The organism is Symbiopectobacterium purcellii, from assembly GCF_052050035.1.
GTDB classification, from domain to species: domain Bacteria; phylum Pseudomonadota; class Gammaproteobacteria; order Enterobacterales; family Enterobacteriaceae; genus Symbiopectobacterium; species Symbiopectobacterium purcellii_A.
The window spans coordinates 2,376,999-2,398,100 of record NZ_CP189882.1 but is presented as its reverse complement, the minus strand read 5'-3'; the positions used below and the strand labels follow the sequence as shown (position 1 = coordinate 2,398,100).

Below are 21,102 nucleotides of genomic sequence, written 5' to 3'. Positions count from 1 at the left end.
TAAGTCGCTTGGCTATAGCATCGTCAAGCTCAAATCATCGACCAACGCGCGAAACGGGGCAACCAGCGTCTCATCGTATATCGCGCGGTTGTCGTCAAACCACTCTTTGCTGTTTTCCTGTCGAACCTGTTGAAGAAAAGTCAGGCTCTGCTGCGAGAAACCGGTGAACGTCGTCATGATGGTCTGCCATTGCTAATCCCTTGAATGGCAACCACGATAGCGCGCCCAGCGGTGAAATTCCACCGTCGGGCGCACTGACATCACGCCGCGTTACCGGCCAGGAAGAAACGAAACGCGGGATTTTGGGTTTCGTCGTGGCACTCATAACCCAGCGCCTGCAAGCGTTGCTCAAACTCCGGATCGCGCTCGGTCACTTCGAACGCTGCCAGCACGCGACCGAAATCGGTGCCGTGGCTACGATAGTGGAACAGCGAGATGTTCCAGTGCGTGCCAAGCGTGTGCAGGAACTTCAGCAGCGCGCCGGGGGATTCAGGAAACTCGAAGCTGTAAAGCTGTTCTCGCAACGGCTTGGAAGGACGTCCACCCACCATGTAACGCACATGGAGCTTCGCCATTTCATCATCGGAGAGATCGACCACCTGATAACCGCCAGCGGAGAGCTCTGCAATAATCTCATCCCGCTCCGCATGTCCACGCGTCAGACGCACCCCCACGAAAATGCAGGCGTCCTTATCATCGGCGTAACGGTAGTTAAACTCGGTCACCGAGCGACCACCCAGCAGTTGGCAAAAGGTCAAAAAGCTGCCCTTGCGCTCAGGGATGGTTACCGCCAGCAACGCCTCACGCTGTTCACCCAGCTCGCAGCGTTCAGAAACGTAACGCAGACCGTGGAAGTTGACGTTGGCACCCGACAGAATGTGTGCCAGTCGTTCACCCTGAATGCCGTGCTGCTGGATATACTTCTTCATCCCCGCCAGCGCCAGTGCCCCAGACGGCTCAGCAATCGCGCGCACATCTTCAAAGATATCCTTCAGCGCGGCACAAATTGCATCGCTGTCCACGGTGATGACATCATCCAGATATTCCCGGCACAGGCGGAAAGTTTCATCGCCGATACGCTTGACCGCTACGCCTTCAGCGAACAGTCCAACGCGCGGCAAATCCACCGGGTGCCCTGCATCCAATGCGGCTCGCAGACACGCTGAATCTTCCGCCTCAACGCCGATCACTTTGATCTGCGGCATCAGCTGTTTGATCAGCACCGCGACGCCCGCCGCCAGACCACCGCCACCAACCGGCACAAACACGCGATCAAGATGCGCATCCTGCTGCAACAGCTCCATCGCCAGCGTGCCCTGCCCGGCAATCACGGCCGGGTGGTCGAACGGCGGAATGAAGGTCATATGCTGCTCTTGCGACAGCGCAATCGCACGGGCCTTGGCCTCATCAAAATTGGCACCGTGCAACAGCACTTCACCGCCAAAGCCGCGCACCGCATCCACTTTGATATCCGCTGTAGCGACCGGCATGACGATCAGTGCCTTGATGCCGAGCTTGCTGGCAGAAAGCGCCACACCCTGTGCGTGGTTACCGGCGGAGGCCGTTACCACACCGTGCGCTTTCTGCGCGTCGGTCAGGGTAGCCAACATCGCATAGGCACCACGCAGTTTGAAACTGTGCACCGGCTGACGATCTTCGCGTTTCACCACAATGGTGTTGCCAAGACGCGCCGAGAGTTTATCCATCGGCTGAAGCGGCGTCACCAATGCCACTTCATAGACCGGCGCGCGCAACACCGCACGCAAATACTCCGCGCCGCACGGAGCGTCGGGGAGAGGGAGTGATACCGCCATTGAACTTAGCCTCCCAGCTTGCTCTTATCGCGTACCGCGCCTTGGTCCGCGCTGGTTGCCAAACTGGCATAAGCACGTAAGGCAAAGGACACCTGACGCTGGCGATTATTCGGCGTAAAGGCCGCATCGCCGCGTGCCAGCTCCACATCGTGGCGGCGTGCCAGCTCATCTTCCGCCACCACCAGCTCAATGGTACGGTTAGGAATATCGATGGCAATGATGTCACCCTCTTCCACCAACCCAATGGTGCCACCGCTGGCTGCTTCAGGCGACGCATGACCAATGGAAAGCCCGGAGGTGCCGCCAGAGAAACGACCGTCAGTGATCAACGCACAGGCCTTACCCAATCCCATGGATTTCAGGAAGCTGGTCGGGTAGAGCATCTCTTGCATGCCCGGCCCGCCTTTCGGCCCTTCGTAACGGATAACCACAACATCACCCGCGACCACCTTACCGCCCAGAATGGCTTCTACCGCGTCATCCTGAGATTCGTACACCTTCGCCGGGCCACGGAACACCAGGCTACCTTCATCCACACCGGCAGTTTTTACGATACAGCCTTTTTCCGCGATGTTGCCGTACAGCACCGCAAGACCGCCATCCTGACTGTAGGCATGCTCACACGCACGGATACAGCCCTGTTCACGATCGGTGTCCAGCGACTCCCAGCGGCAGTCCTGTGAGAACGCCTGCGTGGTACGAATGCCCGCAGGCCCTGCGGAGTACATGCTTTTCACTGCGTCATCATCCGTCAGCATGACGTCGTAGGCGTCCAGCGTTTCAGTCAGGCTTTTGCCCAGCACGTTGCGCACATCACGGTTCAGCAAGCCGGCGCGATCCAGTTCGCCCAGAATACCGATCACCCCACCTGCACGGTGTACGTCTTCCATGTGGTATTTCTGCGTGCTCGGTGCCACTTTGCACAGCTGCGGCACGCCGCGCGACAGACGATCGATGTCGTCCATGGTGAAATCCACTTCTGCTTCCTGCGCGGAGGCCAGCAGGTGCAGTACGGTGTTGGTGGAGCCGCCCATCGCGATATCGAGCGTCATGGCGTTTTCAAACGCAGCCTTGGTGGCGATATTACGCGGCAGCGCACTCGCATCATCCTGCTCATAGTAGCGTTTGGTCAGTTCAACGATACGCGCACCCGCGTTCAAAAACAGTTGCTTACGATCGGCGTGAGTCGCCAGCAGCGAGCCATTGCCCGGCGGTGACAGGCCCAGCGCTTCGGTCAGGCAGTTCATCGAGTTAGCGGTAAACATGCCGGAACAGGAGCCGCAGGTCGGGCAAGCGGAACGTTCGATCTGATCGCTATCAGCATCGCTGACGTTCGGGTTGGCGCCCTGGATCATGGCATCCACCAAGTCCAGTTTGATCAGTTGGTTAGAGAGTTTGGTTTTCCCGGCTTCCATCGGGCCGCCGGAAACAAAGATCACCGGGATATTCAGGCGCAGCGAGGCCATCAGCATTCCGGGGGTGATCTTGTCGCAGTTGGAAATGCACACCATCGCATCGGCGCAGTGAGCATTGACCATGTATTCGACCGAATCGGCGATCAGCTCACGTGACGGCAGGGAGTAGAGCATGCCACCGTGCCCCATCGCGATACCATCATCCACCGCAATGGTGTTGAACTCTTTGGCCACGCCGCCAGCGGCTTCGATTTGCTCCGCCACCAGCTTGCCCAGGTCGCGCAGATGCACGTGGCCCGGAACGAATTGTGTGAACGAGTTGACCACGGCGATGATCGGCTTGCCGAAATCGGCATCGGTCATTCCGGTGGCACGCCACAGGGCGCGCGCACCTGCCATGTTACGGCCATGCGTGGTTGTGGCTGAACGGTACTTAGGCATACTCTGTTACTCCAGTGTGTGTTTCATCCCCTTTCCTGCTCCCGTTCGGCGCCGACTGGCGTCTTGGGTTCGTGAAGCAAAGGAAAGGGGTGTATTAATCTTTCTTGTTACGATTACGGGTTAACCTGATCTAACCAGCCCCATTTGTCTTCGGTTTCGCCGGTAAACAGGCCGAAGAACGCTTTTTGTAGTTGTTTGGTGACCGGGCCACAACGACCAATGCCGACCTGAATACAGTCCACGCTCCGCACCGGGGTGATTTCCGCGGCAGTACCGGACATAAAGACTTCATCCGCCAGATAGAGCGACTCACGCGACAGCACCTGTTCACGCACTTCCAGCCCCAGGCTCTGCGCCAGTTTGATGATGGCATCACGGGTGATACCCGGCAGTGCTGATGAGGTGAACGGCGGGGTGAACAACACGCCATCCTTCACTTCAAACAGGTTTTCGCCTGCACCTTCAGACACATAGCCGTTGACGTCCAGCGCAATCCCTTCCTGATAACCGTGGCGGCGCGCTTCGCTGCCCACCAGCAGAGAGGAAAGGTAGTTACCGCCAGCTTTTGCGGCCGTCGGAATGGTGTTGGCTGCCACACGATTCCAAGAGGACACCATGGCATCAATCCCCTGATCCAGTGCGTCTTCACCCAGATACGCGCCCCAGGGAAATGCCGCAATGATGACATCCGTGACGTAACCTTCCGGCGGGTTCACGCCCATGCCAACGTCGCCAACGAACACCAGCGGACGAATGTAGGCGCTTTTCAGGTCATTTTTACGTAGCGTTGCGCGGCAGGCTTCCATGAGATCATCCACGCTGTACGGCACCGGCATACGGTAAATTTTAGCGGAGTCGTGCAGGCGGCGCATATGTTCACGGTGACGGAATACCACCGGGCCTTTGTGGAAATCGTAACAGCGCACCCCTTCAAACACCGACGTACCGTAATGCAGCGCATGGGACATCACGTGTACTTTGGCTTCCGCCCACGGCACCATCTCACCATTGAACCAAATATAATCAGCTTTGCTCGTCATTCTCTTTATCCTTTCTAATGCCTTCAGGCACTTATTTGTTGTGATGTGTGGGGTTGTATTTCAACACAAGCGATATCAAGCAGCTTGCTTAACTGTGTTGACAATAAATCCACCGGCCGTTGGCTGGCAACGGTCAATTCGATATTGATATGGTCGGGGTTGGCGGCCGTCATCATGTTCATGGCACACACCCGGAAACCGCGGTGGCGTACCACACGCAGCACGCGCTCCAGCATTTCGGGACGAAAGCGAGCCTGTATGGAAATTTGATGGTGTGTCATCCTCTGTTCTCCTGCCATTATTAGGTACGTTCCAGCATGGTTTCATTCCCGGCGCCCGGTGGAACCAGCGGCCAGACGTTTTCCAATTCATCGATAGAGACATGCAGCAAATACGGCCCATCACTGCTCAACAGGGCATCCAGCGCGGCATCGATCTGATCTTTTCGGGTTATGCGTTGCCCTGGGATACCAAATGCGCTTGCCAGGGTCAGAAAATCGGGGTTATCGGAGAGGTTGGTTTCGCTATAACGTTCATTGAAGAACAACTGCTGCCACTGTCGAACCATGCCTAACCGTTGGTTATCCAGCAGCACGATTTTTACCGGCAACTGTTTTCGTTTGATGGTGCCAAGCTCTTGCACGTTCATCATGAAAGAGCCGTCACCGGAAATACACACCACGGTATCGTCAGGGCGGGCTACCTGCGCGCCAACCGCCGCTGGCAAACCAAATCCCATGGTGCCTAACCCGCTGGAGGTAATGAAATTTTCCGGACGGGAAAAACGCATGTGCTGCGCAGCCCACATCTGGTGCTGGCCGACATCGGTGGTGATCACGGTTTCCGCCGGTTTGCGTTCAGACAGGGTTTTTAACAGCGCGGGCGCATAAATGGCATCACCCGGATGATCGTAATGCCACGGGTATTCGGCCTTCAGCGCGGCCACCTCTTGACGCCAGGCGTCAATCGCCAGCGGCTGGGCCAATGCGGGCAACAGCGTGTTCAAATCCCCCGGCAGCGCCACGTTCGCCTGACGCAGTTTACTCAATTCTGCCGGATCGATATCCAGATGGATAACCGCTGCATGCGGCGCAAACGCATTCAGTTTACCCGTCACGCGATCGTCAAAACGCGCACCGACGGCAATCAGCAAATCACATGCCTGCACCGACAGGTTGGCCGCTTTGGTGCCGTGCATGCCCAACATGCCGAGGTAGTGCGGATGCTCGGCATCAATGGCCCCCAATCCTTTCAGCGTAACGACTGAGGGAATACCCGTCTCGGCAATGAACGCACGCAGGGTAGGCACCGCCTGCGCCATGCCCACGCCGCCGCCAGCGTATAACATCGGTTTTTTCGCCGCTGCCAGCATGGCGCGCGCTTGTTCGATAGCCTGCTTGGGGAAATCCGGCTGGCTGTCATCAACCGGCGTAAACTGCGGGGCTATCTCACTGATGGCCAACTGAATGTCTTTTGGGATATCCACCAGCACCGGGCCGGGACGGCCGCTGCTGGCGATGGCAAAAGCTTCCGCCATGATCTCAGGCAGCGACTCCAGCGAATCAACCAGGAAGCTGTGTTTGGTACAGGCCAGCGACAGACCCAGCACGTCGATTTCCTGAAAGGCATCAGTACCGATCAGCGGTGAAGCCACCTGACCGGTAATCGCGACTACCGGCACGGAATCCAGCAGCGCATCCGCCAACCCAGTAATCAGGTTAGTGGCGCCGGGGCCAGAGGTGGCAATACACACGCCCACCTTGCCGGTCGACCGGGCATAACCGAGCGCCGCCATGGCAGCGCCTTGTTCATGACGGCACAACAGGTGCTCAACGCCGCCGTCGTAGAGTGCATCGTAAACCGGCATGATCGCGCCGCCCGGATAACCAAATACGGTATCGACACCTTGCGCCCGCAACGCTTGCACCACCCATTGAGCCCCATTCATAGTTTATTTCCCCGACGCTGTCGGGGAGAAACAGGATTTTATGCTGTAAGACATACTCCACTCCCTTCTGTAGTTTTTACCGCCCAACAAAAAACCCCCGACCTTACGGTGCGGGGGTTTTTTGAATTACGGCTTGATTTTTAAGCCATTCTTCGTCTCAGCGACGCCCGCACGGTGGGTTAATAATCACCACCACGCTAATAATGACTAGGCTAATCACGAGGGAGAACGCTTTCATAAATGGTTTGTTCTGTCATCACAGTCGAACGAATACCTACAGAGTTACCACAGACTTAACGCCACTGACAATATTTTTTTTCCACGACACGATGTAAGTCGATGAAAAAATCTGCGTTAAAGGCAAATTAATCATATAGATATAAACAATTATTCACATTGTGCTTTCTCTTCGGACTTTCACCGACAACGTCATCGATTCACGCAAAAGCTGCAAGCCATCGCCCATTCCAGAGTAAATGCATTGTATGGCGATCACCTTTGTGCGAGCCGTTGCTGATAACCTTGTTTTTATACTGCCGCTCAGACTCAGGATGGCGCACGCTGCCGGGATTAACAGGAGGAAGCGTATGTCGCTGGCTGTTACCTATAGCCAAGCGACTTAATTTTGATTACACCATATGGACTGAGAACAAACTCTCTGTATCGCAACCCATCTCTCTTTTTTTGCTTTTTGCTTGTGCCCATTTATGCTCAATTGGGTTAAGATCTGGCGAATATGTAGGCAAATACTCCACCATATACCCTGCATCGATGATGACTTGTTGAATATTATGTTTTTTGTGAAAAGTGGCATTGTCCATCATGATTACACTGTTTTTAGGGAGTACTGGGATAAGGACTTGTGTGACCCAGGCATAGAAAACATCGCTGTTAATATTGATATCAAATAATCCGATAGCAAACAGCGTTGTGCCTAATAAAGCGCCGATAACATTTGTTCTTCCCCTAGCTCCCCAGTTCTTCAGGCCAAAACACCGTTGACCTTTTGGGGAATAGCCGTGAGTCCGTGGGGCATCGTGTGAAAAACCACTTTCATCAATAAAAACAATAGGTTTACCTTCTTTTTCATACTGTTGTTTTTTTTGTTGAAATCCCTGCCGGGCGTTTTCGTCGGCTTTCGGATGACGTAGAGTTTTTTTTATAGGTCAATCCCAGCTTTTTAAGCGCTTGCCAAATGGCCTTCTGACAAACGCCAAAACGCTCTGCACGTTCTTTTTGGTAAGCATCTGGATATTGTTCAACATCTTTTATCAACTCGGATTTATCGATCTTTCGCTGACGCGTGGTCGATGCTTTTGACTCTATTTGATTAATCCAACGCGATACAGAGGCAGGGCCAATCCGAAATTGCTTCGCTGTTTCTCGGATACTCAACCCTTCGTTTTTCCGTGTAGATATCACTTTACGTCTAAAATCAATTGAATAGCTCATTTAAATAATGTAATCAAAATTAAGTCGTTTAGCTATATACGCGCGCAATCATTGGCATTCAGGCCCCTTGCGTGACGATCGAAGCCCATATCAGCAATGGCTTACCCGCGCTGACGCTGGTTGGCCTGCCGGAAACGAGGGTTAATGAAGCACGGGATCGGGTGCGCAGCGCACTGCTCAATACCGGGTTCACCTTTCCCGCCAAACGAATCACCGTCAATCTCGCCCCGGCGGATTTGCCCAAGGAGGGGGGCGCTACGATCTGCCCATCGCGCTATCGATTCTGGCAGCCTCAGAGCAGATTTGTGGCAAGGCGTTAGCGCAGTATGAGTTTCTGGGTGAATTAGGGCTATCCGGGGCGCTGCGCGCGGTCACCGGCGCGATCCCGGCAGCCATCGCGGCTGGCAAGGCGGGCCGCCAGCTTATTTTGCCACTGGCTCATCAGCAGGAAATGGCGCTTATCGGGCACGGCGACGTACTGCTGGCAGAACACCTGAATGCGGTGTGTGCCTTTTTGCACAGCGGTGAACCGCTGACTGACAGTCAGCCGATTGACGTTCATCCCCCCGCCTTCGCCAATAATCCGGACCTGGGGGATATTATTGGGCAAGAGCAGGGAAAACGGGCGCTCGAAGTCACAGCTGCCGGAGGCCACAACCTGCTGCTGATGGGCCCCCCGGCACCGGAAAAACCATGCTGGCCAGCCGTCTTGCCGGGCTATTGCCCCCGTTGAGCGATGATGAGGCGCTGGAAGTGGCAGCCATTAACAGCCTGGTGAGCACGGCAGATACCGCACTCGGCTCATGGCACACTCGCCCCTTTCGAGCACCGCACCACAGCGCATCCATGGCAGCACTGGTGGGCGGCGGCACACTGCCAAAGCCGGGGGAGATTTCGCTGGCGCACAATGGCATCCTGTTTCTCGATGAGTTACCCGAGTTCGAGCGGCGCGTACTGGATGCCCTGCGGGAGCCGTTAGAGGCCGGTGAAATCGTGATTTCCCGCACACGGGCCAAAGTGAATTATCCCGCTCGCGTGCAGCTGGTCGCCGCCATGAACCCGAGTCCATCCGGGCATTATCAAGGTATAGCTAAACGACTTAATTTTGATTACATTATTTAAATGAGCTATTCAATTGATTTTAGACGTAAAGTGATATCTACACGGAAAAACGAAGGGTTGAGTATCCGAGAAACAGCGAAGCAATTTCGGATTGGCCCTGCCTCTGTATCGCGTTGGATTAATCAAATAGAGTCAAAAGCATCGACCACGCGTCAGCGAAAGATCGATAAATCCGAGTTGATAAAAGATGTTGAACAATATCCAGATGCTTACCAAAAAGAACGTGCAGAGCGTTTTGGCGTTTGTCAGAAGGCCATTTGGCAAGCGCTTAAAAAGCTGGGATTGACCTATAAAAAAAACTCTACGTCATCCGAAAGCCGACGAAAACGCCCGGCAGGGATTTCAACAAAAAAAACAACAGTATGAAAAAGAAGGTAAACCTATTGTTTTTATTGATGAAAGTGGTTTTTCACACGATGCCCCACGGACTCACGGCTATTCCCCAAAAGGTCAACGGTGTTTTGGCCTGAAGAACTGGGGAGCTAGGGGAAGAACAAATGTTATCGGCGCTTTATTAGGCACAACGCTGTTTGCTATCGGATTATTTGATATCAATATTAACAGCGATGTTTTCTATGCCTGGGTCACACAAGTCCTTATCCCAGTACTCCCTAAAAACAGTGTAATCATGATGGACAATGCCACTTTTCACAAAAAACATAATATTCAACAAGTCATCATCGATGCAGGGTATATGGTGGAGTATTTGCCTACATATAGCCAAGCGACATTATTTTGATAACAGCCAGCTATGCTTCTTTGCCGCATATCAGGGCATAGGATGTAATCATTTTTAAGTCGGTTGGCTATAGTACGCGGCGATGCCTATATTGCCAGCTTCAGAACCCTGGCATCGAAATCGCTGCGTGAGGCGTTCGACCGCGCGATAAGTTCCAGCCAAGCGCAAGACGCGCAGGCACTGCGCCAACGGGCGATTGGCGCACCGCAAGGAGAATGGAATATCGATGGTGCGCAATGGTTTTCGTTGCAAACACAGAAAATCGAACAGCTTAAACGTATCGAAGAACAGGCGGTGACAACGCTGTTGAGCGATGTCCATCGTTTGTCTGCGAGCGCAATGCGGGCTTGGATTATCTACCTGAGCGGCACGCTACTGGCGATCGGGTTGGCGCTGGCGGCGATGATCATGCGCAGCATCAATCGGCAGTTGCAGGATACCTTAACCACCATCGCCGAAATGGATGGCGACTTGACGCAGCGCCTATCGGTGCCAGGAACGGATGAACTGTCACGGCTTAACAGTGCCTATAACCAATCGCTGGAGAGCATCGCGAATCTGGTGACGAAAATCAAAAACAGCGCCACGACCATTCGGCGGGCGAGCAATGAGAATGCCCCATTCCCACTCGAAACGCAACAAAGTGACCCACTTGCCAGAGTCGGATAAAATCACCGTTCTGGCCATACTGGAGAGCCTGTTGCATGCAGGGAAAACTTCTGACTCAGAAAGAACGGTTCTACATCGAAAAGCGGCGTGGTGAAGGTGTCAACCAAGCTATAGCTAAACGACTTAATTTTGATTACATTATTTAAATGAGCTATTCAATTGATTTTAGACGTAAAGTGATATCTACACGGAAAAACGAAGGGTTGAGTATCCGAGAAACAGCGAAGCAATTTCGGATTGGCCCTGCCTCTGTATCGCGTTGGATTAATCAAATAGAGTCAAAAGCATCGACCACGCGTCAGCGAAAGATCGATAAATCCGAGTTGATAAAAGATGTTGAACAATATCCAGATGCTTACCAAAAAGAACGTGCAGAGCGTTTTGGCGTTTGTCAGAAGGCCATTTGGCAAGCGCTTAAAAAGCTGGGATTGACCTATAAAAAAAACTCTACGTCATCCGAAAGCCGACGAAAACGCCCGGCAGGGATTTCAACAAAAAAAACAACAGTATGAAAAAGAAGGTAAACCTATTGTTTTTATTGATGAAAGTGGTTTTTCACACGATGCCCCACGGACTCACGGCTATTCCCCAAAAGGTCAACGGTGTTTTGGCCTGAAGAACTGGGGAGCTAGGGGAAGAACAAATGTTATCGGCGCTTTATTAGGCACAACGCTGTTTGCTATCGGATTATTTGATATCAATATTAACAGCGATGTTTTCTATGCCTGGGTCACACAAGTCCTTATCCCAGTACTCCCTAAAAACAGTGTAATCATGATGGACAATGCCACTTTTCACAAAAAACATAATATTCAACAAGTCATCATCGATGCAGGGTATATGGTGGAGTATTTGCCTACATATAGCCAAGCGACATTATTTTGATAACAGCCAGCTATGCTTCTTTGCCGCATATCAGGGCATAGGATGTAATCATTTTTAAGTCGGTTGGCTATAGTACGCGGCGATGCCTATATTGCCAGCTTCAGAACCCTGGCATCGAAATCGCTGCGTGAGGCGTTCGACCGCGCGATAAGTTCCAGCCAAGCGCAAGACGCGCAGGCACTGCGCCAACGGGCGATTGGCGCACCGCAAGGAGAATGGAATATCGATGGTGCGCAATGGTTTTCGTTGCAAACACAGAAAATCGAACAGCTTAAACGTATCGAAGAACAGGCGGTGACAACGCTGTTGAGCGATGTCCATCGTTTGTCTGCGAGCGCAATGCGGGCTTGGATTATCTACCTGAGCGGCACGCTACTGGCGATCGGGTTGGCGCTGGCGGCGATGATCATGCGCAGCATCAATCGGCAGTTGCAGGATACCTTAACCACCATCGCCGAAATGGATGGCGACTTGACGCAGCGCCTATCGGTGCCAGGAACGGATGAACTGTCACGGCTTAACAGTGCCTATAACCAATCGCTGGAGAGCATCGCGAATCTGGTGACGAAAATCAAAAACAGCGCCACGACCATTCGGCGGGCGAGCAATGAGAATGCCCCATTCCCACTCGAAACGCAACAAAGTGACCCACTTGCCAGAGTCGGATAAAATCACCGTTCTGGCCATACTGGAGAGCCTGTTGCATGCAGGGAAAACTTCTGACTCAGAAAGAACGGTTCTACATCGAAAAGCGGCGTGGTGAAGGTGTCAACCAAGCTATAGCTAAACGACTTAATTTTGATTACATTATTTAAATGAGCTATTCAATTGATTTTAGACGTAAAGTGATATCTACACGGAAAAACGAAGGGTTGAGTATCCGAGAAACAGCGAAGCAATTTCGGATTGGCCCTGCCTCTGTATCGCGTTGGATTAATCAAATAGAGTCAAAAGCATCGACCACGCGTCAGCGAAAGATCGATAAATCCGAGTTGATAAAAGATGTTGAACAATATCCAGATGCTTACCAAAAAGAACGTGCAGAGCGTTTTGGCGTTTGTCAGAAGGCCATTTGGCAAGCGCTTAAAAAGCTGGGATTGACCTATAAAAAAAACTCTACGTCATCCGAAAGCCGACGAAAACGCCCGGCAGGGATTTCAACAAAAAAAACAACAGTATGAAAAAGAAGGTAAACCTATTGTTTTTATTTATGAAAGTGGTTTTTCACACGATGCCCCACGGACTCACGGCTATTCCCCAAAAGGTCAACGGTGTTTTGGCCTGAAGAACTGGGGAGCTAGGGGAAGAACAAATGTTATCGGCGCTTTATTAGGCACAACGCTGTTTGCTATCGGATTATTTGATATCAATATTAACAGCGATGTTTTCTATGCCTGGGTCACACAAGTCCTTATCCCAGTACTCCCTAAAAACAGTGTAATCATGATGGACAATGCCACTTTTCACAAAAAACATAATATTCAACAAGTCATCATCGATGCAGGGTATATGGTGGAGTATTTGCCTACATATTCGCCAGATCTTAACCCAATTGAGCATAAATGGGCACAAGCAAAAAGCAAAAAAAGAGAGATGGGTTGCGATACAGAGAGTTTGTTCTCAGTCCATATGGTGTAATCAAAATTAAGTCGCTTGGCTATATCCATAATCGCCTGCCGATACAGCAGATCCTGCGCTATCTGGGAAAACTCTCCGGGCCGTTTCTCGACCGGTTCGATCTATCGATTGACGTTCCGCTACTGCCCCCCGGAACGCTGCACAAACAGGGGCGACAGGGAGAACGCAGTGCCGACGTTCGAGCGCGCGTATTGGCGGCGCGAGAGAGGCAACTGGCACGCGCGGGGAAAATCAATGCGCGCCTGACACCGCCGGAAATGGATATTCACTGCCGCTTGCATGAAGAGGATGCCGTCTGGCTGGAGGCGTTAATGACCAAGCTGGAGCTGTCTGTGCGCGCCTGGCACCGCATTTTGAAGGTAGCGAGGACCATCGCCGATCTGGCGCAACAGCCCGATATCCAGCGCGACCATTTGGCGGAGGCGATCAGTTATCGCTGCGTGGACAGGCTACTGCGCCGCTTACACCGCGATTTAGGGTAAAGCACAGACATAAAAACGGGGCCATTGGCCCCGCGAGTGAAAAACTTAATCGTCGCTATCAGTGTATTCTTCCACCGCATCCATCTGCGGCTTACCGCCGGTAAGCGTGTGGAAACGCTTCGGACGACGAATACGCGCAACATATTTGGCCCAGGTTTTTTCCATGTCCGTGGACGCATCACGCTCACCGCGGCACATGGCGACGAATTGACTCTCTTCCTCGGTCACCGGTTGGCGTTTACCCAAGTCGAGCTCATTCAGCGCATAACCATAGCGCTCCAACATCTGGGCTTCTTTAATGGTGAAGTCACCGTGACGAGAGAAGCCGCGTGGGTAGGATTTATTATCAAAAAAACGATTCGTTGTAGAGAAGCTTTCCGCCATCTTACACGCTCCTAATTCTTTTATGGTCGTGCTGTTTATGGCGCGGAGTATTAGATAGGCTTGACATTCTGTAAAACAAAACATTTAAATCATCACGACAAATTTTTTTTGGAGATGAGCGTGGATACCGAATTACTGAAAACCTTCCTGGAAGTCAGCAGAACACGGCATTTTGGGCGCGCCGCTGAATCGCTCTATCTGACCCAGTCGGCGGTCAGCTTTCGTATCCGCCAATTAGAAAATCAACTTGGTGCAAATTTGTTCACTCGCCATCGCAATAATATTCGCCTGACGCCAGCGGGCGAGCGGTTGTTGCCCTACGCAGAGAGTCTGATGGGCACCTGGAAACTGGCCAAAAAAGAGGTCGCGCGCTCACAGCAGCACCAGTTGCTATCGATTGGTGCGACGGCATCGCTGTGGGAAGCCTACCTGACACCCTGGCTGCAAACATTGTATCAACAGCGCCCGCTGCTTCAACTTGAAGCGCGCATCGCACAGCGCCACTCTCTGGTGCAGCAGTTACACGAACGGCGGTTGGACCTGCTGATCACCACCGAGCAGCCCAAAATGGAAGAGTTAACCAGCCATCTGTTAGGAAACTTCTCTCTGGCGTTGTTCGCCACACAGGATGAGGAGCAGACCGAACGGCCTTTCATCAAACTGGAATGGGGCGCAGATTTTCATCAACATGAAGGGCGGTTATTGAGTAACGAACAGCTTCCCATCCTGACCACCACCTCAGCGCACCTGACGCGCCAGCTATTGCTGACTACCGGCGGCTGTGCCTTTCTGCCGCGCCATTGGGAAAAAACCTATCCGCTGCTTTACGTACAGCAGCATACCCCACCGGTGATCCGCCCGCTGTACGCCGTTTGGCTGCAAAACAGCGACCAGCAGGCGCTAATTCGTCAACTGCTTAAAACCCCTATTGCCGATATGTTGTGAGCCGCGTAGCGCCGTCAGGCGCGTTTGGCGACCCAAAATGCGCTAAGCCCTTTCTGCAAGACGATGCTCCATTCCCACTCGAAACGCAACAAAGTGACCCACTTGCCAGAGTCGGATAAAATCACCGTTCTGGCCATACTGGAGAGCCTGTTGCATGCAGGGAAAACATCTGACTCAGAAAGAACGGTTCTACAAGCGTGTTGCTTAATAGTGAAATAAGGGTGTTTCGGTGATTGAAGTAAATTTTACGCTGTTCTGAGATGGAAATTCCAAAGACCGGCGCTAAGGAGTAAGAAGGTATCATCAATAAAGGGTCTACGATTCCGTAAAATTTGGGTCATGCAACCGAGGCACTTGATACCCGCGATGGCGTGTTCAACTGTAATACGGATGCCCGAGATTATTTTATTTTCTTGTTTTTGTTCAGGCGATAAAGGTCTTTTTCGAGTTCCTTTTTTTGGGATTTGTGTATTAGGATGCTGTTTATCTATACCTTGAAAACCGGTATCTGCCCAGATGGTTACCTCAGGAGGAATATGGCGAATTATATCGACTTTATCGAGTAAGCGTTTATCGTGACGGCGCCCATTTTTGCTCATGGGGATAAATCCAATTTGCCTTGTTTCGTCAGTCATAATAAGCCCTTTTCGAGTGGTCTGTCTTTTCTTTCCCGAATACATTTTTTTTCGCCGACGCAGATTCTTAGGCTTTTGGACAGGTCGCTCTGTCCCATCAATAAAGACGTCTTTATAGCTAAACGACTTAATTTTGATTACATTATTTAAATGAGCTATTCAATTGATTTTAGACGTAAAGTGATATCTACACGGAAAAACGAAGGGTTGAGTATCCGAGAAACAGCGAAGCAATTTCGGATTGGCCCTGCCTCTGTATCGCGTTGGATTAATCAAATAGAGTCAAAAGCATCGACCACGCGTCAGCGAAAGATCGATAAATCCGAGTTGATAAAAGATGTTGAACAATATCCAGATGCTTACCAAAAAGAACGTGCAGAGCGTTTTGGCGTTTGTCAGAAGGCCATTTGGCAAGCGCTTAAAAAGCTGGGATTGACCTATAAAAAAAACTCTACGTCATCCGAAAGCCGACGAAAACGCCCGGCAGGGATTTCAACAAAAAAAACAACAGTATGAAAAAGAAGGTAAACCTATTGTTTTTATTTATGAAAGTGGTTTTTCACACGATGCCCCACGGACTCACGGCTATTCCCCAAAAGGTCAACGGTGTTTTGGCCTGAAGAACTGGGGAGCTAGGGGAAGAACAAATGTTATCGGCGCTTTATTAGGCACAACGCTGTTTGCTATCGGATTATTTGATATCAATATTAACAGCGATGTTTTCTATGCCTGGGTCACACAAGTCCTTATCCCAGTACTCCCTAAAAACAGTGTAATCATGATGGACAATGCCACTTTTCACAAAAAACATAATATTCAACAAGTCATCATCGATGCAGGGTATATGGTGGAGTATTTGCCTACATATAGCCAAGCGACATTATTTTGATAACAGCCAGCTATGCTTCTTTGCCGCATATCAGGGCATAGGATGTAATCATTTTTAAGTCGGTTGGCTATAACCAACAGCGCTTCGGTTGACGCCGGTGAGCGGTGTACATCCTGAATATTCTCTGGGAAGCCAGCACCGATGTTGAGCAGATTGGAGAGCCCATAGAGGGTCACCACGGCCTGAACATCCGAGGATTGATTGAGATAATCCCCTTTATCGAAGGTTTTTTCACCGTTGGTGACACCCAGCATTTGTGCCAGATATCCACCCGCAGAATCACCCAATACGCCGATACGCTGCGGATCAATGCCATATTCTGCGGCGTGTTCGCGCAGGTATAGACAACCGACTTAAAAATGATTACATCCTATGCCCTGATATGCGGCAAAGAAGCATAGCTGGCTGTTATCAAAATAATGTCGCTTGGCTATATATGGTGGAGTATTTGCCTACATATTCGCCAGATCTTAACCCAATTGAGCATAAATGGGCACAAGCAAAAAGCAAAAAAAGAGAGATGGGTTGCGATACAGAGAGTTTGTTCTCAGTCCATATGGTGTAATCAAAATTAAGTCGCTTGGCTATAACTCCAGGAAAGGCGCGAAAAAATTCCTCAGCAGAGCGAATTTGACGAGCGGGCAAAACACATTCTAGCCCCAAGGTCATCTCTAAAACCGGCAATAATATTTTTACCCAGCGACATACCCGTGTTCTATCTAAACCGGCTTTGTTGAATAATTTAACCGTTTGATTTACATCTTCTTTAGTTAGAATGCATTTACAGAGAATGTATTTTGTTAGAACGACAAATCAAATAGTTAGCACAATAAAAAGCATTCCGAGAGGAAAAATTAGTCGTTGAAATTTTATAATGCTTATATAAATCAGTATCTTAAATAATTCAACAAAGCCATCTAAACCAAAAAGAAGTCCTTGCAAATCATAGGTCGGATAACATTTTAAATACAATAAAATAAAAAGCAGTTTATCTAATGGGGTTGGGATAAATCCTTTCTGCCCTGCACCCATGAGAGTGTAAAAAGATCTGTGTAAATGGCATTTTGAGGAAAACCTTCAGAGGACAAAAAATGCCTATCAGCAACGAACTTATTGACCAACTGCTTCAGGATTGCCACTCCCCTCAGGAGCTTCTGGGTGAATCAGGCCTACTCAAGGAGCTGACTAAAAGACTGGCGGAACGGGTTCTTCAAGCTGAGATGGAGATACACCTTGGGTATGCTAAGCATGACCCGGCTGGTAATCATTCAGGCAACTCCCGCAATGGCAAGACATCCAAGAGCGTACGTAGCCAAAATGGGGCGCTCGAGCTCGATATAGCCAAGCGAACTTAAGAGACTGTAAAATAATCTGTGTAAATGGCATTTTGAGGAAAACCTTCAAAGGATAACAAAATGCCTATCAGCAACGAACTTATTGACCAACTGCTTCAAGATTGTCACTCCCCTCAGGATCTGCTGGGTGAATCAGGCCTACTCAAGGTGCTGACTAAAAGACTGGCGGAACGGGTTCTTGAAGCTGAGATGGAGATGCACCTTGGGTATGCTAAGCATGACCCGGCTGGTAATCATTCAGGCAACTCACGCAATGGCAAGACATCCAAGAGCGTACGTAGCCAAAATGGGGAGATCGAGCTCGATATTCCGCGCGACCGCAACAGTACCTTCGAGCCGACACTGATCGGTAAGCACGAAAAACAGCTTAACGGCTTCGATGACCGCATTATTTCTCTCTATTCCAGAGGGTTATCAACCCGTGATATTCAGGCACACTTTAAAGAAGTCTACGGGGTCGATGTTTCCGCTGGCTTCATTTCTCAAGTGACCAATGCTGTGATGGATGAAGTTAAGCGCTGGCAGCAACGGCCGCTGGATGCGCTTTATCCCATTGTTTACCTTGACTGTATTGTTGTCAAAAGCCAGGACGGCGGAGCCGTGGCCAACAAGTCTGTTTATCTGGCCCTCGGCGTCAACGGCCAGGGCGAAAAAGAGCTGCTGGGGCTATGGATAGCCAAAACTGAGGGGGCCAAGTTCTGGTTATCTGTGATGACAGAACTGAAAAATCGTGGGCTAAAGGACATCTTCGTCGCCTGCTGCGATGGCCTGAAAGGCTTTCCTGATGCCATTGAAGCTGTTTACCCGCATACGCGGGTACAGCTCTGCATTGTGCATCAGGTGCGGAACTCGCTGCGCTACGTCGGCTGGAAAGAGCGTAAGGCCGTTGCTGCTGACCTGCGCACCATCTATAGTTCCGCAACGCTAGAGGGCGCTGAAGAGGCCCTGGATGCCTTCGCGGCCAAATGGGATGAACAGTTCCCGACGATCAGCCCGTCGTGGAGAAATAATTGGGAACGTCTCATCGTCATTTTTGACTTTCCGCCGGAGATCCGCAAGGTTATCTACACCACCAACGCGATAGAGTCGTTAAATGCTTCATTGCGCAAGATAACGAAAACGCGACGAATATTTCCAACGGATGACTCGGTGATAAAATTACTCTATCTAGCCTTGCATAATATCTCTGCTAAATGGACCTTGCCAATCAGAGACTGGAAACCTGCTATGAGCCAATTCATGTTGATGTATGGAGAACGAATCTCCGGTTAAGCAATGGAGCCATTTACACAAAATTCTTTACAGACTCGTTGAACACGCCATCGCGGGTATCAAGCGCCTCGGTTGCATGACCCAAATTTTACGGAATCGTAGACCCTTTATTGATGATACCTTCTTACTCCTTAGCGCCGGTCTTTGGAATTTCCATCTCAGAACAGCGTAAAATTTACTTCAATCACCGAAACACCCTTATTTTACTATTAAGCAACACGCTTAATGTCTCCGCAGACGAACGGCATCTGCGAGCGCTTCCATAAAACGATTTTGCAGGATTTTTATCAGGTTACGTTCCGCAAGAAGTTATATGGGGACCTGGAGAGCATGCAGGCAGATCTGGACAACTGGTTGTGGCATTACAATAATGAGCGAACTCATCAGGGAAAAATGTGCTGCGGGCGAACGCCAATGGCCACGTTACTTGATGGAAAACGGGTCTGGGCAGAAAAGAATCTGAACCGGATGTAATCTGACAGATACCTGTATAAATAACCGGTAACTGTCAGATCAGGTCTGAGCTAGTACACTCCATCGGACTATTATCCCAACAATTTCCTCTGCGACTCATACTTTGGGTCATCTGATAACGCCACAATGCCTGCCTATACTGACGACTGGTGTAATGGCTTCCTTGGTCACTATGAAACATGACTTGTTTGGGATGCCCACGCAGTTCCCAAGCCATTTGTAGTGCTTTGGCTGTTAATTCTGAATCTGGCGAAAACGACATTGCCCAACCCACGGGTTTTCGGGCAAATAAATCTAATACCACCGCCAGATACGCCCATCGGTCGCCTGTCCAAATATAGGTTACATCGCCGCACCAAACCTGGTCAGGCTTGGTAACAGCGAACTGCCTATTGAGCAGATTTGGAATATCAATACGTTCATTTCCACCGCGGTTGTATTTATGTTTTTTTGTTTGGCAACTAACGAGGGTTAATTCTTTCATCAACTTACCCGCTAACCACCGCCCAAGTTTCACGTCGTGTGTATTGGTAACCATCGTGGCGATAGTCCTTGCGCCCGCAGACCCGCCACTAACGTTCCACGCTTCGCTGACCAGGCTACGTTTTATCGTCCGCTCAATATTTGGCTCCTTAGGTCGACACCAATAGCGATAACTGCTTCGGTGAACATTAAAAATACGACACAACGCTTTCACTGGATAAAGCGCTCTTAGCTTTTCAACTACCGAGAATTTTTCAGTGAGTCGGACATTAAGAGCGCAGTAACCTTTTTTAAGATGGCATTCTCCATTTCCAGTCGGTGGATTTTTTTCTTCATTTCTCTGAACTCAATTTGTTCAGGTGTTATAGCCAACCGACTTAAAAATGATTACATCCTATGCCCTGATATGCGGCAAAGAAGCATAGCTGGCTGTTATCAAAATAATGTCGCTTGGCTATAATGGCAGACCAGGCGATGTTTTCCCTTGACGTTCTAAACGAAGGGCTCTTACCCACCGGCTAATCGCTGAAAGACTGACGTTCATGGCTTTCGCGGCTTCCTGGTAGATATAATTTTGGTCAAGGACTAATTTGGCGGTTTCACATTTAAATTCAGCAGTAATTATTTTACTCATTTTGGCACCTATAAAAATTATGAGGTAAGCATATAGCCAACCGACTTAAAAATGATTACAGCCGATGCCCTGATATGTGGCAAAGAAGCATAGCTGGCTGTTATCAAAATAATGTCGCTTAGCTATATCACCTCTACTTAGGTGGCCAAATTCAGTATGCCACTACACACAGCAAAAAGGGCTGTCCTTTCGGACAGCCCCTTCGCTATTTCTCATCATCAGACACCGTCTGATAATCGATATAAAAACCTGGCAGTTCCCTACTCTCACATGGGGAAGCCCCACACTACCATCGGCGCTACGGCGTTTCACTTCTGAGTTCGGCATGGGGTCAGGTGGGACCACCGCGCTATCGCCGCCAGGCATATTCTGTTTCATCTCACCCG

At 50.5% G+C, this 21,102-nt stretch carries 26 protein-coding genes, 1 rRNA gene and 7 pseudogenes; 18 read left to right on the top strand and 16 right to left on the bottom strand.

What is annotated here, in order from left to right:
• Window positions 1-15: 15 nt before the first annotated feature.
• The 9 genes and pseudogenes from ACQGXV_RS17095 to ACQGXV_RS17055 form a co-directional block, all read right to left on the bottom strand.
• Window positions 16-180: pseudogene (locus ACQGXV_RS17095) on the bottom strand (DUF2461 family protein); the annotation flags it as partial.
• 80 nt (window positions 181-260) lie between these two features.
• Complete coding sequence (ilvA, locus tag ACQGXV_RS17090) at window positions 261-1,814, bottom strand: threonine ammonia-lyase, biosynthetic (RefSeq protein WP_440867011.1); 1,554 nt, start codon at window positions 1,812-1,814, stop codon at window positions 261-263.
• 5 nt (window positions 1,815-1,819) lie between these two features.
• Window positions 1,820-3,670 (bottom strand): dihydroxy-acid dehydratase, encoded by a 1,851-nt coding sequence (gene ilvD, locus ACQGXV_RS17085; RefSeq protein ID WP_440867010.1) that lies wholly within the window; start codon window positions 3,668-3,670, stop codon window positions 1,820-1,822.
• A gap of 113 nt (window positions 3,671-3,783) precedes the next feature.
• Window positions 3,784-4,710, bottom strand: a complete 927-nt coding sequence (locus ACQGXV_RS17080; protein ID WP_440867009.1) for a branched-chain amino acid transaminase — start codon at window positions 4,708-4,710, stop codon at window positions 3,784-3,786.
• Between the two features lie 23 nt (window positions 4,711-4,733).
• Entirely contained in the window at window positions 4,734-4,991 is a 258-nt protein-coding gene (gene ilvM, locus ACQGXV_RS17075; protein WP_440867474.1) for an acetolactate synthase 2 small subunit, read from the bottom strand.
• Window positions 4,992-5,011: 20 nt separating this feature from the next.
• Window positions 5,012-6,658, bottom strand: coding sequence for an acetolactate synthase 2 catalytic subunit (gene ilvG, locus ACQGXV_RS17070; RefSeq protein ID WP_440867008.1), 1,647 nt, complete (start codon window positions 6,656-6,658; stop codon window positions 5,012-5,014).
• A gap of 157 nt (window positions 6,659-6,815) precedes the next feature.
• A complete protein-coding gene (locus ACQGXV_RS17065; protein WP_440867473.1) occupies window positions 6,816-6,896 on the bottom strand; it encodes an IlvGEDA operon leader peptide in 81 nt (26 codons plus the stop codon).
• A gap of 391 nt (window positions 6,897-7,287) precedes the next feature.
• Window positions 7,288-7,821 carry an IS630 family transposase gene (locus ACQGXV_RS17060; protein ID WP_440862665.1) on the bottom strand — a complete coding sequence of 178 codons (534 nt, stop codon included), beginning with the start codon at window positions 7,819-7,821 and terminating at the stop codon, window positions 7,288-7,290.
• Window positions 7,745-8,110 carry an IS630 transposase-related protein gene (locus ACQGXV_RS17055; RefSeq protein WP_440862584.1) on the bottom strand — a complete coding sequence of 122 codons (366 nt, stop codon included), beginning with the start codon at window positions 8,108-8,110 and terminating at the stop codon, window positions 7,745-7,747. The genes ACQGXV_RS17060 and ACQGXV_RS17055 overlap by 77 nt, the downstream gene beginning before the upstream one ends.
• 71 nt (window positions 8,111-8,181) lie before the next feature.
• Here ACQGXV_RS17055 and ACQGXV_RS17050 point away from each other — a divergent pair.
• The 10 genes and pseudogenes from ACQGXV_RS17050 to ACQGXV_RS17005 form a co-directional block, all read left to right on the top strand.
• A pseudogene (locus ACQGXV_RS17050) lies at window positions 8,182-9,232 on the top strand (YifB family Mg chelatase-like AAA ATPase).
• On the top strand, window positions 9,233-9,598 hold the full coding sequence (locus ACQGXV_RS17045; protein ID WP_440862584.1) for an IS630 transposase-related protein: 366 nt from the start codon (window positions 9,233-9,235) through the stop codon (window positions 9,596-9,598).
• Window positions 9,522-9,971, top strand: coding sequence for a transposase (locus ACQGXV_RS17040; protein WP_440867379.1), 450 nt, complete (start codon window positions 9,522-9,524; stop codon window positions 9,969-9,971). Before ACQGXV_RS17045 ends, ACQGXV_RS17040 begins: the two co-directional genes overlap by 77 nt.
• A 63-nt stretch (window positions 9,972-10,034) precedes the next feature.
• On the top strand, window positions 10,035-10,640 hold the full coding sequence (locus tag ACQGXV_RS17035; protein WP_440867007.1) for a nitrate- and nitrite sensing domain-containing protein: 606 nt from the start codon (window positions 10,035-10,037) through the stop codon (window positions 10,638-10,640).
• Window positions 10,641-10,786: 146 nt separating this feature from the next.
• Window positions 10,787-11,152: an IS630 transposase-related protein gene (locus ACQGXV_RS17030; RefSeq protein WP_440862584.1), complete on the top strand. Its 366-nt coding sequence runs from the start codon at window positions 10,787-10,789 to the stop codon at window positions 11,150-11,152.
• Window positions 11,076-11,525, top strand: coding sequence for a transposase (locus tag ACQGXV_RS17025; RefSeq protein ID WP_440867379.1), 450 nt, complete (start codon window positions 11,076-11,078; stop codon window positions 11,523-11,525). Before ACQGXV_RS17030 ends, ACQGXV_RS17025 begins: the two co-directional genes overlap by 77 nt.
• 63 nt (window positions 11,526-11,588) lie before the next feature.
• The gene (locus tag ACQGXV_RS17020) at window positions 11,589-12,194 is read left to right on the top strand and encodes a nitrate- and nitrite sensing domain-containing protein (RefSeq protein WP_440867007.1); all 606 of its coding nucleotides are present in this window, start codon (window positions 11,589-11,591) and stop codon (window positions 12,192-12,194) included.
• Between the two features lie 146 nt (window positions 12,195-12,340).
• Complete coding sequence (locus ACQGXV_RS17015; RefSeq protein WP_440862584.1) at window positions 12,341-12,706, top strand: IS630 transposase-related protein; 366 nt, start codon at window positions 12,341-12,343, stop codon at window positions 12,704-12,706.
• Window positions 12,630-13,163 (top strand): IS630 family transposase, encoded by a 534-nt coding sequence (locus tag ACQGXV_RS17010; RefSeq protein ID WP_440867174.1) that lies wholly within the window; start codon window positions 12,630-12,632, stop codon window positions 13,161-13,163. The genes ACQGXV_RS17015 and ACQGXV_RS17010 overlap by 77 nt, the downstream gene beginning before the upstream one ends.
• A 23-nt stretch (window positions 13,164-13,186) precedes the next feature.
• Window positions 13,187-13,645 (top strand): annotated as a pseudogene (locus ACQGXV_RS17005) (ATP-binding protein); the annotation flags it as partial.
• 45 nt (window positions 13,646-13,690) lie between these two features.
• Here the strand turns inward: ACQGXV_RS17005 and ACQGXV_RS17000 are convergent.
• Entirely contained in the window at window positions 13,691-14,029 is a 339-nt protein-coding gene (locus tag ACQGXV_RS17000) for a DUF413 domain-containing protein (RefSeq protein WP_440867006.1), read from the bottom strand.
• A 120-nt stretch (window positions 14,030-14,149) separates the two neighbouring features.
• On the opposite strand from ACQGXV_RS17000, the gene hdfR reads away from it, so the two are divergent.
• Window positions 14,150-14,974 (top strand): HTH-type transcriptional regulator HdfR, encoded by an 825-nt coding sequence (gene hdfR, locus ACQGXV_RS16995; protein WP_440867472.1) that lies wholly within the window; start codon window positions 14,150-14,152, stop codon window positions 14,972-14,974.
• Between the two features lie 14 nt (window positions 14,975-14,988).
• Here the strand turns inward: hdfR and ACQGXV_RS16990 are convergent, their stop codons facing one another.
• Window positions 14,989-15,111, bottom strand: a complete 123-nt coding sequence (locus ACQGXV_RS16990; protein ID WP_440867005.1) for a hypothetical protein — start codon at window positions 15,109-15,111, stop codon at window positions 14,989-14,991.
• A 108-nt stretch (window positions 15,112-15,219) separates the two neighbouring features.
• Window positions 15,220-15,741 carry a transposase family protein gene (locus ACQGXV_RS16985; protein WP_440867471.1) on the bottom strand — a complete coding sequence of 174 codons (522 nt, stop codon included), beginning with the start codon at window positions 15,739-15,741 and terminating at the stop codon, window positions 15,220-15,222.
• An 18-nt stretch (window positions 15,742-15,759) separates the two neighbouring features.
• Between ACQGXV_RS16985 and ACQGXV_RS16980 the strand changes: the two genes are divergently transcribed.
• Entirely contained in the window at window positions 15,760-16,125 is a 366-nt protein-coding gene (locus ACQGXV_RS16980; RefSeq protein WP_440862584.1) for an IS630 transposase-related protein, read from the top strand.
• A complete protein-coding gene (locus ACQGXV_RS16975; RefSeq protein WP_440867470.1) occupies window positions 16,049-16,498 on the top strand; it encodes a transposase in 450 nt (149 codons plus the stop codon). Before ACQGXV_RS16980 ends, ACQGXV_RS16975 begins: the two co-directional genes overlap by 77 nt.
• A 71-nt stretch (window positions 16,499-16,569) precedes the next feature.
• Here ACQGXV_RS16975 and ACQGXV_RS16970 read toward each other — a convergent pair.
• Window positions 16,570-16,839 (bottom strand): annotated as a pseudogene (locus tag ACQGXV_RS16970) (alpha/beta hydrolase fold domain-containing protein); the annotation flags it as partial.
• Window positions 16,840-16,880: 41 nt separating this feature from the next.
• On the opposite strand from ACQGXV_RS16970, the gene ACQGXV_RS16965 reads away from it, so the two are divergent.
• Window positions 16,881-17,063, top strand: coding sequence for a transposase (locus tag ACQGXV_RS16965; RefSeq protein WP_440867469.1), 183 nt, complete (start codon window positions 16,881-16,883; stop codon window positions 17,061-17,063).
• Window positions 17,064-17,311: 248 nt separating this feature from the next.
• Here the strand turns inward: ACQGXV_RS16965 and ACQGXV_RS16960 are convergent, their stop codons facing one another.
• The gene (locus ACQGXV_RS16960; RefSeq protein WP_440867004.1) at window positions 17,312-17,530 is read right to left on the bottom strand and encodes a hypothetical protein; all 219 of its coding nucleotides are present in this window, start codon (window positions 17,528-17,530) and stop codon (window positions 17,312-17,314) included.
• Between the two features lie 59 nt (window positions 17,531-17,589).
• Between ACQGXV_RS16960 and ACQGXV_RS16955 the strand changes: the two are divergent.
• The 4 genes and pseudogenes from ACQGXV_RS16955 to ACQGXV_RS16940 all read left to right on the top strand — a co-directional run.
• A pseudogene (locus ACQGXV_RS16955) lies at window positions 17,590-17,835 on the top strand (transposase); the annotation flags it as partial.
• 78 nt (window positions 17,836-17,913) lie between these two features.
• Entirely contained in the window at window positions 17,914-19,125 is a 1,212-nt protein-coding gene (locus ACQGXV_RS16950) for an IS256 family transposase (protein ID WP_440862551.1), read from the top strand.
• Window positions 19,103-19,297 (top strand): hypothetical protein, encoded by a 195-nt coding sequence (locus tag ACQGXV_RS16945; RefSeq protein ID WP_440863855.1) that lies wholly within the window; start codon window positions 19,103-19,105, stop codon window positions 19,295-19,297. The genes ACQGXV_RS16950 and ACQGXV_RS16945 overlap by 23 nt, the downstream gene beginning before the upstream one ends.
• Window positions 19,298-19,341: 44 nt before the next feature.
• Window positions 19,342-19,599, top strand: a pseudogene (locus tag ACQGXV_RS16940) (integrase core domain-containing protein); the annotation flags it as partial.
• Between the two features lie 58 nt (window positions 19,600-19,657).
• Here the strand turns inward: ACQGXV_RS16940 and ACQGXV_RS16935 are convergent.
• Together ACQGXV_RS16935 and rrf are read right to left on the bottom strand one after the other, a co-directional pair.
• Window positions 19,658-20,716: pseudogene (locus ACQGXV_RS16935) on the bottom strand (IS3 family transposase); the annotation flags it as partial.
• Window positions 20,717-20,963: 247 nt separating this feature from the next.
• Window positions 20,964-21,079, bottom strand: a 5S ribosomal RNA gene (rrf, locus tag ACQGXV_RS16930).
• Window positions 21,080-21,102: the final 23 nt, after the last annotated feature.

What these genes read in the sequence shown, in the direction of transcription:
- ACQGXV_RS16960 (WP_440867004.1), bottom strand. Translation starts at nt 17,530, where the DNA reads ATGGGTGCAGGGCAGAAAGGATTTATCCCAACCCCATTAGATAAACTG.
- ACQGXV_RS17080 (WP_440867009.1), bottom strand. Translation starts at nt 4,710, where the DNA reads ATGACGAGCAAAGCTGATTATATTTGGTTCAATGGTGAGATGGTGCCG.
- ACQGXV_RS17045 (WP_440862584.1), top strand. Translation starts at nt 9,233, where the DNA reads ATGAGCTATTCAATTGATTTTAGACGTAAAGTGATATCTACACGGAAA.
- ACQGXV_RS16990 (WP_440867005.1), bottom strand. Translation starts at nt 15,111, where the DNA reads ATGGCCAGAACGGTGATTTTATCCGACTCTGGCAAGTGGGTCACTTTG.
- ilvA (WP_440867011.1), bottom strand. Translation starts at nt 1,814, where the DNA reads ATGGCGGTATCACTCCCTCTCCCCGACGCTCCGTGCGGCGCGGAGTAT.
- ilvG (WP_440867008.1), bottom strand. Translation starts at nt 6,658, where the DNA reads ATGAATGGGGCTCAATGGGTGGTGCAAGCGTTGCGGGCGCAAGGTGTC.
- ACQGXV_RS16980 (WP_440862584.1), top strand. Translation starts at nt 15,760, where the DNA reads ATGAGCTATTCAATTGATTTTAGACGTAAAGTGATATCTACACGGAAA.
- ACQGXV_RS17055 (WP_440862584.1), bottom strand. Translation starts at nt 8,110, where the DNA reads ATGAGCTATTCAATTGATTTTAGACGTAAAGTGATATCTACACGGAAA.
- ilvD (WP_440867010.1), bottom strand. Translation starts at nt 3,670, where the DNA reads ATGCCTAAGTACCGTTCAGCCACAACCACGCATGGCCGTAACATGGCA.
- ilvM (WP_440867474.1), bottom strand. Translation starts at nt 4,991, where the DNA reads ATGACACACCATCAAATTTCCATACAGGCTCGCTTTCGTCCCGAAATG.
- ACQGXV_RS17065 (WP_440867473.1), bottom strand. Translation starts at nt 6,896, where the DNA reads ATGAAAGCGTTCTCCCTCGTGATTAGCCTAGTCATTATTAGCGTGGTG.
- ACQGXV_RS16945 (WP_440863855.1), top strand. Translation starts at nt 19,103, where the DNA reads ATGGAGAACGAATCTCCGGTTAAGCAATGGAGCCATTTACACAAAATT.
- ACQGXV_RS17030 (WP_440862584.1), top strand. Translation starts at nt 10,787, where the DNA reads ATGAGCTATTCAATTGATTTTAGACGTAAAGTGATATCTACACGGAAA.
- ACQGXV_RS17000 (WP_440867006.1), bottom strand. Translation starts at nt 14,029, where the DNA reads ATGGCGGAAAGCTTCTCTACAACGAATCGTTTTTTTGATAATAAATCC.
- ACQGXV_RS16965 (WP_440867469.1), top strand. Translation starts at nt 16,881, where the DNA reads ATGCGGCAAAGAAGCATAGCTGGCTGTTATCAAAATAATGTCGCTTGG.
- ACQGXV_RS16950 (WP_440862551.1), top strand. Translation starts at nt 17,914, where the DNA reads ATGCCTATCAGCAACGAACTTATTGACCAACTGCTTCAAGATTGTCAC.
- ACQGXV_RS17015 (WP_440862584.1), top strand. Translation starts at nt 12,341, where the DNA reads ATGAGCTATTCAATTGATTTTAGACGTAAAGTGATATCTACACGGAAA.